Source organism: Verrucomicrobium spinosum DSM 4136 = JCM 18804, from assembly GCF_000172155.1.
In the GTDB taxonomy this organism is placed as follows: domain Bacteria; phylum Verrucomicrobiota; class Verrucomicrobiia; order Verrucomicrobiales; family Verrucomicrobiaceae; genus Verrucomicrobium; species Verrucomicrobium spinosum.
Window position 1 is genome coordinate 1,372,330 of record NZ_ABIZ01000001.1, and the last position, 16,351, is coordinate 1,388,680.

Genomic DNA, 16,351 nt, shown 5'->3' on the forward strand with positions numbered 1-16,351 from the left:
TTTTTCTAATTCAAAGCGGAACGTCCATCAGTGGCAAGCGCAGATGCTGGGCCACCTTGGGACTGAGATCAGGATAAGCCCCCACGACCTCCTCTGCGGCCTGTCGGACGGCGGGCTCCTCCAGGCGCGCCAGATCGGCAGTGCGGAGGATGCGGTCGGTGTAGAGCGCGAGGAGGCAGGGGTGATTCACGATGGGTTTCACCCCGTTCCAGGACGCCAGCATCATGCCCACGGAGCTGAGCGGCCAGGCGGCTCCCAGCTTCTTGATCCGGCCCACCAGGGGATCATCGGGTGCCATGCGGCTCGCGAACTTGGCGACATCCGGCAGGTGCTGGAAGAGGAGGTCCACCGAGTAGTCCACCGGGGCGCTGCGCGGTACGGGGCAGGGCTCGGACAGGATGACCTCCATGCCGACCGCATCGACGTCGCGCGCGGCGAGCAGGTGAATCGCCTGGTAGAGCAGCCCTGCGGCCCAAGAGGCGGCAGGAAGGTCCAATGGGGGGGCTTCGTGCGCCAGGTGGTCACGCTGGCGCTGGTCAAACTCTGCCAGCACTTCCGCCAGCTCCTCGGGGGTCGCCGGGTCGGCCGGACCAAGCTTCACCACAGCGAAGCCCTGATCGAGGAGGGATTGGAGAAATTCGATCACCCGGAAAGTATCCCGCTCCGGGAGGCGGGAGGCAACTGGGCAGTTGCGGTTGTGGAAAAAAGCGAGGCTGTGCTGGGGCGGGGCGGGGAGCCAGTGCGTCAGTGGGCAGTGCGTCAGTGGGCAGTGCGTCAGTGGTCAGTGGTCAGTGGTCAGTGGTCAGTGGTCAGTGGTCAGTGGTCAGTGGTCAGTGCGTCAGTGCGTCAGTGCGTCAGTGCGTCAGTGCGTCAGTGCGTGGCGCGGTCAGTGGGCAAGGTGTTGGGGGTGGTGCGATGGGAGGATGTGGTGTTGGCTTGCGGGGGGCCGTGCTTGGTGCTTGGTGCGGTTGGCACTGGCATGAGGCAGGCATTCTGGATGCCGGAGGCATCGCAGCCATTAGCCGGACGGTTGAAGGAGCGGAGCGACTGATACCTCCGGAAGGGTAGAAAAGGACATTTCCACCCCGGTAGGGGTGGCAGCAAGGTCGCAGCTCCGGTGCGTCAAGATGTTGGGGGTGGGGTTGTGAGAAGTACGGGCTTCAGCCTGCGGGAGACTGGGCCACTGAAGTGGTTGTCGTGACCTGAAGCGGGACTTTGGGACGCCATGCCCCTGATTCAAAGCTTCCTCCCGCCTCAGGTCTTCTGTCTTGTGTCTTCCAGTCTTGTGTCTCCCGCGCAGCGGGTGATGCCGGAGGCATCCCAGCCATTAGCCGGATGGTTGAAGGAGCGGAGCGACTGATACCTCCGGTAAGCAGAAAGAAATTTGCATCCCGAAGGGGATGCCAGCAAGATCCTCTTTCTCCACGCATCGTCAAACATGTCCGGCACCTACGTCTCCCTGCACTACCATGTTGTCTTCAGTACCAAGAAGCGGGAGCCCCTGATCGGTGCCGAGTGGCTTCCCCGATTGCACGAGTATTTAGGCGGTACAGTGCAAGGACTCGGCGGATTTTGCCAGGGGGTCGGAGGCATCAATGATCATGTGCATCTGTTGATCGGCCTGAAACCCACGCATTGTCTCTCCGATTTCATGCGGGAGTTGAAAAAGGCATCCTCCATATGGGTGCACCAAGAGGTCGGACTGGGCCATTTCGCCTGGCAGGAAGGGTATTCAGCATTCTCCGTCAGCGCCACTTCACGGGAAGCGGTCAAAGAGTACATTGCACAGCAGCAGGAGCATCATCGGGTGAAATCGTTCCGGGAGGAGCTCGTGCAAATGCTGGTCAAAGCGGGGGTTGCCTTCAAGCCGGAATACCTTGATTGACAGGGCGGACGTTGCTGCGACCCGCTGCGCGGGAGACACAAGACTGGAAGACAGAAGACAGAAGACAGAAGACCTGAGACGGGAGGAAGCTCTGAATCAGGGGCATGGCATCCCAGAGTCCTGCTTCAGGTCACGACAATCTTCAGTGGCCCAGTCTCCCGCAGGCTGAAGCCTGTACTCCGTACAACTTCGGCTCCAACACCTTGACGCACTGGGCCTGCGACGTTGCTGCGACCCACTTCGGGGTCGGAAATTTCTTTCTGCTTACCGGAGGTATCAGTCGCTAGGCTCCTTCACTCTCCGGCTAATGGCTGGGATGCCTCCGGCATCCAAATGCGTCCATGACGGGGACCGCGGATGTTGTTCGTGTTGATCCCTGCCATTGGAGGGGAGGGGAGTTCTTCCTCCAACCAAGCATCAAGCATCAAGCACGGACCCGCCCGCAAGCCGACACCACATCCTCCCACGTCCGCGCCCCCAACACCTTGACGCACTGACGCACTGACGCACTGACGCACTGACGCACTGACGCACTGACGCACTGACGCACTGACGCACTGGAACTGCGACCTTGCTGGCATCACCTTCGGGATGCAAATTTCTTTCTGCTTACCGGAGGTGTCAGTCGCTACGCTCCTTCACTCTCCGGCTAATGGCTGGGATGCCTCCGGCATCCAAATGCGTCCATGACGGGGACCGCGGATGTTGTTCGTGTTGATCCCTGCCATTGGAGGGGAGGGGAGTTCTTCCTCCAACCAAGCATCAAGCATCAAGCATCAAGCACGGACCCGCCCGCAAGCCGACACCACATCCTCCCACGTCCGCGCCCCCAACACCTTGACGCACTGACGCACTGACGCACTGACGCACTGACGCACTGGAACTGCGACCTTGCTGGCATCACCTTCGGGATGCAAATTTCTTTCTGCTTACCGGAGGTGTCAGTCGCTACGCTCCTTCACTCTCCGGCTAATGGCTGGGATGCCTCCGGCATCCAAATGCGTCCATGACGGGGACCGCGGATGTTGTTCGTGTTGATCCCTGCCATTGGAGGGGAGGGGAGTTCTTCCTCCAACCAAGCATCAAGCATCAAGCATCAAGCACGGACCCGCCCGCAAGCCGACACCACATCCTCCCACGTCCGCGCCCCCAACACCTTGACGCACTGACGCACTGACGCACTGACGCACTGACGCACTGACGCACTGACGCACTGGAACTGCGACCTTGCTGGCATCACCTTCGGGATGCAAATTTCTTTCTGCTTACCGGAGGTGTCAGTCGCTACGCTCCTTCACTCTCCGGCTAATGGCTGGGATGCCTCCGGCATCCAGAATGCGTTGGTGACAGCCTTGCCCCGTCACCAGTGCCAACCAAGCGCCATGCACGAAACCCCCGCAAGCTGACATCGCATCCTCCCCACAATCTCACCCCCAACACCTTGACCACTGCCCACTGCCTACTGCCCACTGGAAGCTAAACGCGTCCGTGCCGCGCCGTGACCTCACGGAGACGCGCTTCCAATGCGGAAGTCAGCTGGTCCCAGGTGAAGCGCCAGTTCCAGAACTCGCCGCTTTTCCCGGGGATGTTCATGCGGGCTTCGCTGCCGAGACCCATGACGTCCTGGAGGGGGCAGATGGCGAGCTGGGATTGGCTTTTCCAGACGTGCTCGATGAAGTCCCAGTGGATCTCGCTGCCGTCCGTCTGGGTGTAGGTGAGGATGGTGCGGCGTTCGGCTTCGATGACCTCCGCCGTGCGGGTGCTGTCATCGCCTGCCTCGCTGCGGAAGAGACCCACTACGGTGTCGTTGTCATGGGTGCCGGTGTAGCCCACGCTATTCTCCGGGTAGGTGGAGGGATCGTAGAGCGGGGTCACGGTGTCCGGGCCAAAGGCGAACTGCATGACGCGCATGCCGGGAAGGCCATGCTTGTCTCGCAACTCCACCACATCGGGCGTGATGAGGCCCAGATCTTCCGCAATGATGGGGAGCTCTCCCATCTCCTCCTTGAGGGAGTTGAAGAGGGCATCACCGGGGGCCTCCACCCACTTGCCATTGATGGCAGTGGCCTCGCTGGCGGGGATCTCCCAGTACGCGGCAAAGCCCCGGAAGTGGTCGATACGGACCACGTCCACCAGGGCGAGCGTCTTCCGCATGCGGGACTTCCACCAGTTGAAGTTGGTCTTCAGGTGCTTGGGCCAGTCATAGAGCGGGTTGCCCCAGCGTTGACCGGTCTCGCTGAAATAGTCGGGCGGCACGCCCGCGATGACGGTGGGATTGCCATTCTCATCCAGGGAGAAGAGCTCGCGGTTGGCCCAGACATCGGCGCTGTCATGCGCGGTGAAGATGGGGATGTCGCCCACGATGGCGATGCCCAACTCCCGCGCGCGGATGCGGAGCTTGTTCCACTGGCGGTGGAAGAGGAACTGCAGGGCCTTGGCTTCCTCAATCTCCGCCTCCAGGGAGGACATGACTTGTGCCATGGCCACGTCCTCGCGCAGGGCCACCTCGCGGGGCCACTCCGTCCAGGGCTTGCTGTCGTGCTCCTCCTTCAGGGCGATGAACATGGCCCAGTCGTCCAGCCAGTCGGACTCCCGCTGGCAGAAGACCTCAAAGGCGCGAGCCAGCAGAGGGCTGGCGTTGCACTGGTTGATGAAGTGGCGGGCGGCATTCTTGAGAAAGGCCATGCGCACCTCGATCACGGAGCCAAAGTCCACCCGCTCATCGGGGAACTCCGGCATCATATGGAGGTCGGACGGGGTCACCATGCCGTCCTTCACCAGCGCATCCAGGCTGATGAGGAGGGGATTCCCCGCGAAGCTGGAGAGGGACTGGTAGGGGGAGTTCCCGTAGCCGGTGGGGCCCAGCGGGAGGATTTGCCACACCTTCTGCCCCATGCGATGGAGCGACTCCAGCCACAGCTCTGCCCCCGGCCCGATCTCACCTACCCCAAACCGGCCAGGCAGCGATGTCGGATGCAACAGGATGCCGGCAGAGCGGGAGAGTGGGAGCATAAAGTCACAAGAGCGCAACAGCCGTGCCGTGCAAGCGGCGAAAAGGGGCAGCGGCGTTGCTTTTTTTAACTCGTTCGTCTCCAGCGGGCTGGATGCGTGGGAAGATCAGGCTTCAAACTTCAGGCTGGAGTGATGGAGTGATGGAGTGATGGAGTGATGAGCGGGCCGGACCTCGAACCAAGCACGAAGCACCAAGCACTACGAACCAAGCACCTCAGTCACTGTCACAGGTGTCCAAGTGCGGATGGCCTTCGTTGGGGTTGGTAAAGTTGTCGGACTCGTCCTCGTCGCGATTCGGGTCCAGGCAGCGGAAGTCTTTTTCCACTGCCACCTTGAGGCCCCAGGGTTCGTCAAAATAGATCCCCACCTGGCTGGGGGAGTCCGCCCAGGTGGTGACCTCGGCGGCGGGGAGGATGACCGTGACGGTGGTGCCTTGGGAGTCAGCGGTATGCTGGACGGACGGGGGGCCGCTGGGGGAGGACTCGACGCGATAGGCCAGGCGCGGGCCTGAGGAGGCTCCCAGCGTGGTGGCTTCCTGCCAGAAGCCCTGGTCGCGGAGTGCCAGCACTTCCGTCTGGGTGAGCCGGAGTCGGAGCGAGTCTCCACGGAGGCGAAGTTTCATGGCCGTAGGTTATATAATCGCCTGAGTATATCAAGGCCCGCTTCGCGGGAGACACAAGACAGAAGACCTGAGACGGGAGGAGGCCTTGAAACAGGGGCATGGCGTCCCAGAGTCCTGCTTCAACTCACGACAACCGCTTCAGTTGTCCAGTCTCCCGCAGGCTAAAGCCCAATGCCATCAGGGAAAACGCATCGTCTTGCTGTTTTGCCTTGGCGCGCCTCGGAGCCGCGATGGTGCAACCGCCACGACTGTAACTGGTGAGCCCCTTTTAGAAGGGCCGAAGGTCCGGGTTCATACCAGCCTGGGGCAACGCCCCAGGGATAGATGGCCAAACTACCCATGAGGGCTGTAGGCCCGGTGTCATCAAGTCTGCCTATGACGAGCATCCCTGAATGACGTCGGGCCTACAGCCCTCAAGATCTAAAACGAGCGCCTACCTTGGGCGTTGCCCAAGGCTGCTATCATGCCGGGCTTTCAGCCCTCAATACTTTCACAAAAGGGAGATGCCCGACCTCTCCACTTTTCCCTGATGGCATTGGGCTGCAGCCTGTACTCCGTACAACTTCGGCTCCAACACCTTGACGCACTGACGCACTGGATTGGGACCTTGCTGCCACCCCTGCCGGGGTGGGATCCTCCTTGTCTCCCAACCGGAGGTATCAGTCGCTACGCTCCTTCGACCTCCGGCTAATGGCTGGGATGCCTCCGGCATCACCCGCTGCGCGGGAGACACAAGACTGGAAGACACAAGACGCCAGACCTGAAACTGAGCTGACGCCAAGGGCGTCAAACAGAGCAGCCCAGGGTAAGGCGAGGTACGAGCCGCCACCTTGGGTACATGGGCGAATGGGCTTGAACTCCGAAGTGAGTTCTACCATCCGTGATGAGATCCCTGGAGTCTCCATCGCACGCAGGACGGTTGTCTCCGGGTGATCTGGGCAGTTTTGTCACGGGCGATGGCTTTCTGGAGGGAGCACCTTCCAGCCACGTTGGGCCCGCGTATTCTGATGCTGGACGCGGTCGGGGCACAGTCTGGCGAGTCTGCCGAGGAAGGTGCCGCAGGCATTGGGGAAATAGAGGATGCGCTGGGCTTCGGAGCGGACGTCGGGGATGGCGAGGAGTTGGGCTTCCAGGTCGTTGGCCGTGCCCTCCCAGCATTCCTGCAGGTGGAGGGTGAGCAGGGCGCGGTCCACCAGGGCGAGGAAACGAACCTCTGAGGAAAGCTCGCGGATGGACTGGAGGAGCTCGGGATGGTGCCAGTGGCGGATGCCGCTGCGGCTGTCCCGCAGGGCGGCAGGGATCTCAAACTCATGCAAGAGGAAGTGCGTGAAGTGGGGCAGCTCGTTCATGAGAGTGCTCCAGAAGGCGGATTCCTCCTCCAGCGAGCCGGTAGGCATGGGCATGGGGCAGCGGGCGGCACGCAGGATCATGAGCTTGTCTTCCAGGCTGTCATCCAGGGGAGGCAGGACCTGCATGTTTTCCGGCTCTTCATTGAGAGCCACGCTCATGCGCCAGACGGGGTCCAGCAGGAGGGCATCCTTGTGCTTGCCGTGCAGGCGCTGTTCATGGCCGTAGAGCAGCTCCTTGATGCGCGCGCCGAACTGGCGGCGGGCTTTGATGTCGGTGTTGCCGTTCTCATCATCCAGACGGAGGTGCTCGCAGCCGAACATGTCGGCATTGAAGTCTGTGGCACCCGTCATGTAGCCGTAGGGGCGGCATTCGCGACCGCCCAGGAGCTGGGTGATCACTTTCTGAAACAGGGACTTGCCGCTCTTCACCGGTCCCGCCATGACGAGCACCTGGCCTGCCTTCCGCCAGTGGGCGTGGAGTGCCTGGATGGCGCATTGCAGCCAGCCGTAGAGGTACACGCGCTGGTCATGCTCTGGACTGGCGAAGAGCCCTTCGATGAGCGCATGCATGACCGGCCACGGGCCTGGCATGGGCTGGGGCAGGCAGGGATCGGTAGTGACCAGAATCATCTGGCCGTTCACCCGGCGCAGGCCTTTGCAGTGCCCGGCGAGGGGTCCGGCATAACCCACGGGGCGGTGGCTCTGCACCATGGTCGCGTATTCCTCGAACTCGGAGGCAACTTCGTGTTTGGCGGATGCTGTGAGCATGCCGCGCACCTTGCAGTGGCGGCGCAGGGTCCCGTCTTGCACGGGGAACCAGTCGCCGTTGTGATTCAGCACCAGGTATTCCTTCCGGTACGTGTCATACCAGACCTGATCAAACCAGGCGGCATTGCTCCGCCGCAGGGCCCGGTGGTGGGCGGGGCTGTTGACAATCTCCGCCGTGATGTCGCGGCGGATCTCCGGGTCCAGGGTTGGGGTTTTGGCCTTCGCTCGTGCCCTGGCTTTTGCTCTGGCATGGGCCTTGTCTTTGTCTTTGTCTTTAGCTTTGGTTTGATGGGGCTCGGTGATTGTCAGGGACATGGGATCAGGGTGATGGGAGGCGATGCAAAGTGGCTGGGAGAAGGCGACGGCAGGTGAGGACACAGGGCTCAGTCGGCAAAGAGATGCTGAAGGGTCCGGGCGTGATGGTGGGGGTCGGCCAGCAGCAGGGCCAGATCATTGCGGATGGCGGGCAGCGCGATGACATCCACCTCCGCCCCGGCCATCTTCAGTTCCGCATGCCAGGTGGCGGCGCCGTTTCTCCCGGCCTCACCCTCATCAGGCAGGATGCGCACGCGGCGACCGCGCAGCAACTCCAGGGTCTGGGGATCCCGTGTAAAGGAGGCTCCCGCCGTGACGGCGGCCAGGGGCACCCATGGGGCATCCGCCAGATCGATCACGGAGGCCGCCTCCAGCAGCCCCACGACGCCCTCCACCAGCAGGACCGGGGGGCGGTTCCGGATGAGGAAACTACGACCGAAGAAGCTGCCCCGGGAGCCCGCCAGGGTCTTGGCCTTGGTGGGGCCCTTCCCGGTGCTGAGCAGGCCGCCGTCATAGCGCCGCGCCTGGGCGAAGGTGCCCTCCACGAGGCACCAGCAGGTGTGGTCGCCCACGCGCGTGTTGCGCAGGAGCCGCTTGTTCTTGAAGAGATGCACCATGTCCGGCGTCACGTGCCGCAGCGTGGCGATGCGGCCCTCCTCCGCCGGAGTTAGAGGAAAGAAGGTGTGCCGCGCCCGCTGCTCCGCGGCGGTGCGGGCATCCGCCGGAGCGGCAGGCGGGGGGAGGGGGCGGTGGAGGAAACTACCTCGTGGGCCGGGGGGGTGACGGCGGCCGCCTGCCTCCTCATCCTCCCGCAGGAGGTGGCCGGGGGGCATCTGGCCGCTGCGGGCGGCATCGCGCAGCTTGTGGCGGAGCTCGGCCTCCGTCCAGAGCGGGCGGGAGCAGGCGCGGTTCCAGTGCTCCAGCAGCGGCGCGGCGGCCTCCGCAGAGAGATCGAACCCACGCACCAGGACCACGGCCACGCGGAAGAGCGCGGTGCTGCCGCCTTCTCCCTGGATCGAAGGCGGCATGCGGGAGATGTACTGCCAGGCCCGGTCTTCCACAGGGATAGGGGGCCGGAGGGCGGAGGGGCTGCCGGAGCGGGGGCTGGGCGCGTGAGAGGTCATCATCAAGATCAAGATGAGGTTTTGGTTTTTGCTTTTGCTGAATGGAGAACCGGGCGCGGGCCATGGGCAAAGCCATCCCATGCCCGTGCGGTGGGGTCGCCCGGGTGATGAAGTTCTGGCTGGCCCCCCGCTGTGGCCGGGTGTGGGGATAAAGGAAATATCAGACGCCGGGGGCGGTGCCGCCCGGGCTGTTCGTCGCGCCTACGGTAAGCCGCTGCTTGAACGCTTCCACCGCCGCGCGTTCGTAGCGCACGAGACGCCCAAGCTTGATGTAAGGAAGATCGCGCTGGCTCATGAACCGCTCGATCGTCTTCGATCTCACCCGCAGGAGCCGCGCGACCTCCGGTTTGGTCAGAAGCTGTTCCCCACCCTGAGATGCACTGTCAGACGCATTAACAACCATTGAGCAATGTGCGCTAAGCTCGGGTCCCGCACAAGGGGGAACTGTGAGGTGCGCGCTTTTTTTGAGCAAGGGCCTCCTGCCCGGGGGGAGGTGCGACACCATCGACACCCTTTTTGAACTTTTTGCCAAAAACGATGTTTTTAGGCATTCTGTTGCAAGTGGATGTGCGTGAGTGACTTGTGACTGAAAAATGCGAAGCCCGCCTTCGGCGGGAGACACCAGACTAGAAGACTCCAGACACAAGACCTGAGACAGGGGCAGATGGAGGGTCTGAGGCGAGACGGACAACAAGCTTCACCACGCAGAAGCATCACCTCACCCCTCCCTGGTCCGCCAGCAGGGTTGGAGTTCCGCATTTATGCGGTCAGGACACTACAACCCAACACAGCGCCCCGCCCCCGATTCCCTCAAAAGACAAGCCCCAAGCCTCCCCAGCCCTCCCAACACCTTGACGCACTGACGCACTGACGCACTGACGCACTGGACTGGGACCTTGCTGCCACCCCTGCCGGGGTGGGATCCTCCGTGTCTTCCAACCGGAGGTATCAGTCGCTCCGCTCCTTCAACCTTCCGGCTAATGGCTGGGATGCCTCCGGCATCACCCGCTGCGCGGGAGACAGAAGACTGGGAGACACCAGACACCAGACACCAGACAGAAGACCTGGGCCCGCCTTCGGCGGGAGACACCAGACTGGAAGACTCCAGACACAAGACCTGAGACAGGGGCAGATGGAGGGTCTGAGGCGAGACGGACAACAAGCTTCACCACGCAGAAGCATCACCTCACCCCTCCCTGGTCCGCCAGCAAGGTTGGAGTTCCGCATTTATGCGGTCAGGACGCCATGTCCCAATGCGACGCTCCGCCCCCGATTCTCTCAAAAGACAAGCCCCCCCCGCATCCATGCAAGCCAACCCAAGCCCCAAGCCTCCCCAGCCCTCCCAACACCTTGACGCACTGACGCACTGACGCACTGGACTGGGACCTTGCTGCCACCCCTGCCGGGGTGGGATCCTCCGTGTCTTCCAACCGGAGGTATCAGTCGCTCCGCTCCTTCAACCTTCCGGCTAATGGCTGGGATGCCTCCGGCATCACCCGCTGCGCGGGAGACAGAAGACTGGGAGACACCAGACACCAGACAGAAGACCTGGGCCCGCCTTCGGCGGGAGACACCAGACTGGAAGACTCCAGACACAAGACCTGAGACAGGGGCAGATGGAGGGTCTGAGGCGAGACGGACGACAAGATTCACCACGCAGAAGCATCACCCCACCCCTCCCCGGTCCGCCAGCAGGGTTGGAGTTCCGCATTTATGCGGTCAGGACGCCATGTCCCAATGCGACGCTCCGCCCCCGATTCTCTCAAAAGACAAGCCCCCCCCGCATCCATGCAAGCCAACCCAAGCCCCAAGCCTCCCCAGCCCTCCCAACACCTTGACGCACTGACGCACTGACGCACTGGACTGGGACCTTGCTGCCACCCCTGCCGGGGTGGGATCCTCCGTGTCTTCCAACCGGAGGTATCAGTCGCTCCGCTCCTTCAACCTTCCGGCTAATGGCTGGGATGCCTCCGGCATCACCCGCTGCGCGGGAGACAGAAGACTGGGAGACACCAGACACCAGACACCAGACAGAAGACCTGGGCCCGCCTTCGGCGGGAGACACCAGACTGGAAGACTCCAGACACAAGACCTGAGACAGGGGCAGATGGAGGGTCTGAGGCGAGACGGACAACAAGCTTCACCACGCAGAAGCATCACCTCACCCCTCCCTGGTCCGCCAGCAAGGTTGGAGTTCCGTCCCGCATGCGGGACCAATGCCATCAGGGAAAAGGTTGGGCAGAGCGATCAACGCCGTTGCATGAATGAAACTGAGGACCAACGGTCCGGAGTCATACCAGCCTGGGGCAACGCCCCAGGTTAGGGGTTGAAAGAGAATCGGAGGGCTGAAGGCCCGGCCTCATCAAGTCTGCCTATGACGAGCATCCCTGAATGACGTCGGGCCTACAGCCCTCAGCCTCTAAAACGAACGCCTACCTTGGGCGTTGCCCAAGGCTGCTATCATGCCGGGCTTTCAGCCCTCAGCTCGTTCGCCAAAGGCGAATCATCGACCTGACCAGCTTTTCCCGGATGGCACAGGCATTTATGCGGTCAGGACACTACGACCCAACACAGCGCTCCGCCCCCGATTCCCTCGAAAGACAAGCCCCCCCGCATCCATGCAAGCCAACCCAAGCCCCAAGCCTCCCCAGCCCTCCCAACACCTTGACCACTGCCCACTGACGCACCGACGCACCGACGCACCGACGCACCGACGCACCGACGCACCGACGCACTGACGCACTGACGCACTGACGCACTGCCCACTGACGCACTGACTCAATGTGTGTCGCATTTTTTACCCGTAACTCACTCAAGCACAGCAGAATACAACGATGTAAGCAAAAACATCGTTTTTGGCAAAAAGTCCAAAAAGGGTGTCGATGGTGTCGCAGGTGGGGGATAGGGAAGAGGGAAGAGCCTGGGAGTTGCTGCTTTGGCCTGCGTTTTTTCACGTTCCTGCCCCCTGGCGCAACCAGAAAGCTTGAGACCTGCGCGGCGTACTGCTTTGCTCCTCTCTTTTTCGTCCGCAACCTTGCCCACTGACCCAGAGTTTCATGAGCGCCCCTGCCCCCACCCCCACCTCCTCCCCGACCAAGGCCCGCTACATCATGATCGGCGGATTCCTTGGGGCGGGAAAAACCACGGCGATCGGCAAGCTGGCCCGCCACCTGACGGATCAGGGGCTGAAGGTGGGACTGATCACGAATGACCAGGCGGGTGGCCTGGTGGACACGAAGCTGCTACGGACGCAGGGGTTTGCCACAGAGGAGATCGCGGGCGGGTGCTTTTGCTGCCGGTTCAACACGCTGGTGGATGCCGCCGCGAAGCTCAATGATGCCACCAAGCCGGATGTCTTCATCGCCGAGCCGGTGGGGAGTTGCACGGATCTGGTGGCCACGGTGACCTACCCGCTGCGCCGCATGTACGGCGAGTCGTACTCCATCGCCCCGCTGAGCGTGCTGGTGGATCCCGTGCGGGCCCGCCGCGTGCTGGGGCTGGATGCGGGCGGCAACTTCTCCTCCAAGGTGACTTACATCTACAAGAAGCAGCTTGAGGAGGCGGATGTGATTGTGGTGAACAAGCGCGACCTCCTGACCCCGGAGCAGCTCGTGGAGCTCACGGAGGCTCTTCAGAAGGCGTTCCCCCAGGCAAAGACCGTGGACGCCTCGGCGCGTGAAGAAGGCGGTCTGGAAGGCTGGTTCGCCACGCTCTCCAGCCAGGCCCAGCCAGGCAACCGCGCGCCCATGGAGCTGGACTACGAGGTCTATGCCGATGGCGAGGCGTTGCTGGGCTGGCTGAACGCCACGGTCACGCTGGTGGCTGAAGACGAGTTCGATGCCAACGGGTACCTCCGCTGCCTGGCTGGGGCCATCCAGGAGAAGCTGGCCGTGCAGCAGGCAGAAGTGGCCCACCTGAAAATGACCTACAGCCCTGATGACGGCATCGGTGGCGAGATTGCCTCCGTGAACCTGGTGCGCAATGACAACGTGGCGGAGACGGGCATGACGCTGGATGAGCCCAGCACCGGCGGTCAGTTAATCCTGAACCTGCGGGCCGAGACTGACCCTGCGGAGCTGCTCAAGGCCGTGAAGGTAAGCCTGGTGATCGCGGGTGAAATCTATCCCGGCGTAAAGAGCACACTGGACCATGAAGAACACTTCCGCCCCGGCAAACCCGAGCCGACGCACAGAGATAGTGAAGCGCCGGGGGATTAGGAAATAAATTTGAACCACAGAGGCACAGAGAACACAGAGGAATGATTTTTTAGACAGAATTAACGGAATTAACAAAATTGGATTTCAAGCTACGGCCGTGGGTGAAGACGCCCCTCGCAGGAAGCTAAACCTAATTCCGTAAATTCTGTTAATTCTGTCTAAACCTCAGTTTCAGTCTCTGTGTTCTCTGTGCCTCTGTGGTTAAACAGAAGCTCTCTTAGGCCGCTTGCCGTGCGAATTTCTCCTCGATCCGCCGGTCCAGGGACTCGATCAGCTCCTCGTGTCCAAGGCGGCTGATGACGTCTTCCACGAACCCGATGGCGATGAGCTGGCGGGACTCCTGGTCGGGAATGCCGCGGGCCTTCAGGTAGAAGAGCTCGTCTTCGCTGATGGGGGCGCTGGTGGCACCGTGGCTGCACTTCACCTGGTCGGCGTTGATCTCCAGGCCGGGCATGGAGACGGCTTCGCTGTCCGCGCTGTTGAGCAGGTTGCGGCACTTCTGGTAGGCGTCTGTGTAGTGGGCGCCGTCGGCCACGTTGATGAGGCCGGAGAAGATGGTCCGTGTCTTGTCATACAGCGCGTTCTTGTAGAGCAGGTCGCTGTAGGTGCGGGGGGCCAGGTGGTTCTGCAGGGTGCGCATGTCCACGATCTGGCTGCTGAAGGGCAGGCTGACGCCGAGCATGTCACTGCGGGAACCTTCGCCAGCGAGATCGCTCACGCTTTCGCTGCGGGCGAAGGAGGCACCGAGCTGGAGCTGGAGGGCCTTCACCTGGGCATCCCGTGCCACCGTGGTGGAGGAGATGTGCAGGGCGCGGGCGGAGTCGGCAAGCTCTTGCGAGTTCACATAGGTGATATGGCTGCCATTGCCCGCTACAAAGTCGGCCACGGCCACGCTCTGGGCCACCTCATCACGCAGGGAGGCGTGGTGGTCCAGCACCGTCACCTGGGCATGATCGCCGGCGACAATGAGCGTGTGGGGGAAGACGAGGCTGTTAACCCCTGAAACCCAATGGAAGATCTCAATGGGGGCCTTGAGCACCGCATTCTTCGGCGCGAGGACTACGGCTCCGGCCCGCACGTGGGCCAGGTGGAGGGCGGCAAATTTCTCGGAACCCAGATCCGCCTTGCGCTTCATGAGGTACTGCTGAAGCACGTCTCCGTGCGTGCGCAGGGCCTCGGCAAAGGGCAGGACCACGACGCCGTGCTCCAGACCATCCGTCTGGCTGTGGATGAGGCGGTCGTTGAGGAAGATGAGACGGGCAGCCACGTGGCTGAGGCCCTTGGAGCCTTCCATGGCGGCCTGCTTCTCGGCCTCGGTCGTCTCACCGGCCAGATGCAGGCCGTCCAGACTGAGGTTCTTGGACTGGGAATACCTCCAGTGCTCGTCCCTGAGACCGGGCATGGGCAGGGCTTGGAACTCTTCCCAAGCGGCCCGGGCGCGCGACTGGAACCATTCCGGCGCGTCCTCCAGCTTGCTGAAGTCGGGCGTCAGTTCGGTCGGTGCGGATGACAGGGGAGGGGATGAAGGCTTCTCCATTTCTGGTTCGGCGATGGGCGCAGCAACGCTCATGGATTATGGTTGATGGGGAAAAGGGTTGGGAATGGGCGGGAGGGTGGACTGGATCAGCCTACGGAGCCTTCCATTTCGAGATCGATCAGGCGCTTGAGCTCCACGCTGTATTCCATGGGGAACTCACGCACGAGGTCGTTGATGAAGCCGTTTACGGAGAGGCTCATGGCCTCTGCCTCGCTCAGGCCGCGCTGTTGCATGTAGAAGATCTGCTCCGCGCTTACCTGGCTCACGCTGGCCTCATGCTGCGTGGCGTGCTCGTTGCCGCGCACGTTGATCGCCGGGTAGGTGTCGGTGCGGCTGCTGGAGTTGATGAGCAGGGCGTCGCACTCGGTGTTGTTTTTGCAACCCTTGAGGTGCTTCGGGATGTGGACCAGGCCACGGTAGGTGGCGCGGCCCTTGCCGATGCTGATGCTCTTGGAGATGACGTTGCTCGTCGTCTCATCCGCGGCGTGGATCATCTTGGCCCCGGTGTCCTGGTGCTGGCCGGTGTTGGCCAGGGCGATGCTGATGACCTCACCGCGGGCGCGGCGGCCTTTCATGACCACGCCGGGATACTTCATCGTCAGGCGGCTGCCGATGTTACAGTCAATCCAGCGCACCTCGGCGTCCTCATGCGCGATGCCGCGCTTGGTCACGAGGTTGAAGACGTTGCTGCTCCAGTTCTGCACGGTCACGTACTGGATCTTGGCACCCTTCATGGCCACCAGCTCCACCACGGCGCTGTGGAGCGTTGCGGTCTCGAACTTGGGGGCGGTGCAGCCTTCCATGTACATGACCTCTGCGCCCTCATCCGCGATGATGAGCGTGCGCTCGAACTGGCCAAACTGCTCGCTGTTGATGCGGAAGTAGGCCTGGAGCGGGTGCTTCACCTTCACGCCCGGGGGGATGTAGATGAACGAGCCGCCGCTGAACACGGCGCTGTTGAGCGCGCTGAACTTGTTGTCCCCGGTGGGGATGACCTTGCCAAACCACTTGCGGAAGATCTCCGGATGCTGCTGGAGGGCTTCGGTGCTGTTCATGAAGATCACACCCTGCTCCTCCACCACCTTCTTCACGTTGGAGTAGGCGGCTTCACTGTCATACTGGGCCTCCACACCGGCCAGGAACTTGCGCTCCTGCTCAGGGATGCCCAGGCGTTCGAAGGTCTTCTTCACCTCCTCGGGCACGTCGTCCCAGGAGCGTTTGGCCTTGCGGTCACCCGCGAGGTAATAGCGAAATTCCTCGAACTTGATGTTGTTGAGGTCCGTGGTGGCCCAGTGGGTGGGCATGGGCTTTTCCTCAAAGACCTTCAGAGCCTTCTTGCGGAACTCACGCACCCAGTCGGGGTCGTTCTTGACGTCGCAGATGTAGTCGATGGTCTTTTCTGAAAGACCGTAGCCCGCATCATAAACGTGATTCTCGGGGAAGTAGAAGTCTCCCACGGAATCCGCCCTGATGTCGGCGATGTCTGGTGTTTCAACACTCATGTTCGTACAGGATTTGGGGG

10 protein-coding genes are annotated in these 16,351 nt (G+C 62.1%); 2 read left to right on the forward strand and 8 right to left on the reverse strand.

Annotation, left to right across the window (positions count from 1 at the left end; genetic code table 11):
- Positions 1 to 10 precede the first annotated feature (10 nt).
- The gene (locus VSP_RS05415) at positions 11 to 646 is read right to left on the reverse strand and encodes a hypothetical protein (protein ID WP_009959264.1); all 636 of its coding nucleotides are present in this window, start codon (positions 644 to 646) and stop codon (positions 11 to 13) included.
- 792 nt (positions 647 to 1,438) lie between these two features.
- On the opposite strand from VSP_RS05415, the gene tnpA reads away from it, so the two are divergent.
- Positions 1,439 to 1,885 (forward strand): IS200/IS605 family transposase, encoded by a 447-nt coding sequence (tnpA, locus tag VSP_RS05420; RefSeq protein ID WP_009959265.1) that lies wholly within the window; start codon positions 1,439 to 1,441, stop codon positions 1,883 to 1,885.
- A 1,476-nt stretch (positions 1,886 to 3,361) separates the two neighbouring features.
- On the opposite strand, the gene malQ is transcribed toward tnpA, so the two are convergent.
- The 5 genes from malQ to VSP_RS34005 all read right to left on the reverse strand — a co-directional run bounded on the left by malQ (position 3,362) and on the right by VSP_RS34005 (position 9,478).
- Entirely contained in the window at positions 3,362 to 4,897 is a 1,536-nt protein-coding gene (malQ, locus tag VSP_RS05425) for a 4-alpha-glucanotransferase (protein ID WP_009959266.1), read from the reverse strand.
- A 214-nt stretch (positions 4,898 to 5,111) separates the two neighbouring features.
- Positions 5,112 to 5,519, reverse strand: a complete 408-nt coding sequence (locus VSP_RS34000) for a DUF7009 family protein (protein WP_009959267.1) — start codon at positions 5,517 to 5,519, stop codon at positions 5,112 to 5,114.
- A 947-nt stretch (positions 5,520 to 6,466) separates the two neighbouring features.
- A complete protein-coding gene (locus tag VSP_RS05435) occupies positions 6,467 to 7,951 on the reverse strand; it encodes a hypothetical protein (protein WP_009959269.1) in 1,485 nt (494 codons plus the stop codon).
- A 68-nt stretch (positions 7,952 to 8,019) separates the two neighbouring features.
- On the reverse strand, positions 8,020 to 9,078 hold the full coding sequence (locus VSP_RS05440) for a hypothetical protein (protein ID WP_157210748.1): 1,059 nt from the start codon (positions 9,076 to 9,078) through the stop codon (positions 8,020 to 8,022).
- A gap of 157 nt (positions 9,079 to 9,235) precedes the next feature.
- Positions 9,236 to 9,478 (reverse strand): helix-turn-helix domain-containing protein, encoded by a 243-nt coding sequence (locus tag VSP_RS34005; RefSeq protein ID WP_009959271.1) that lies wholly within the window; start codon positions 9,476 to 9,478, stop codon positions 9,236 to 9,238.
- Between the two features lie 2,653 nt (positions 9,479 to 12,131).
- Here VSP_RS34005 and VSP_RS05450 point away from each other — a divergent pair.
- A complete protein-coding gene (locus tag VSP_RS05450; protein ID WP_009959272.1) occupies positions 12,132 to 13,292 on the forward strand; it encodes a GTP-binding protein in 1,161 nt (386 codons plus the stop codon).
- Positions 13,293 to 13,509: 217 nt separating this feature from the next.
- Here the strand turns inward: VSP_RS05450 and sufD are convergent, their stop codons facing one another.
- Entirely contained in the window at positions 13,510 to 14,862 is a 1,353-nt protein-coding gene (sufD, locus tag VSP_RS34010; protein WP_009959273.1) for a Fe-S cluster assembly protein SufD, read from the reverse strand.
- 53 nt (positions 14,863 to 14,915) lie between these two features.
- Positions 14,916 to 16,331 carry a Fe-S cluster assembly protein SufB gene (sufB, locus tag VSP_RS05460; RefSeq protein WP_009959275.1) on the reverse strand — a complete coding sequence of 472 codons (1,416 nt, stop codon included), beginning with the start codon at positions 16,329 to 16,331 and terminating at the stop codon, positions 14,916 to 14,918.
- Between the last annotated feature and the right edge of the window lie 20 nt (positions 16,332 to 16,351).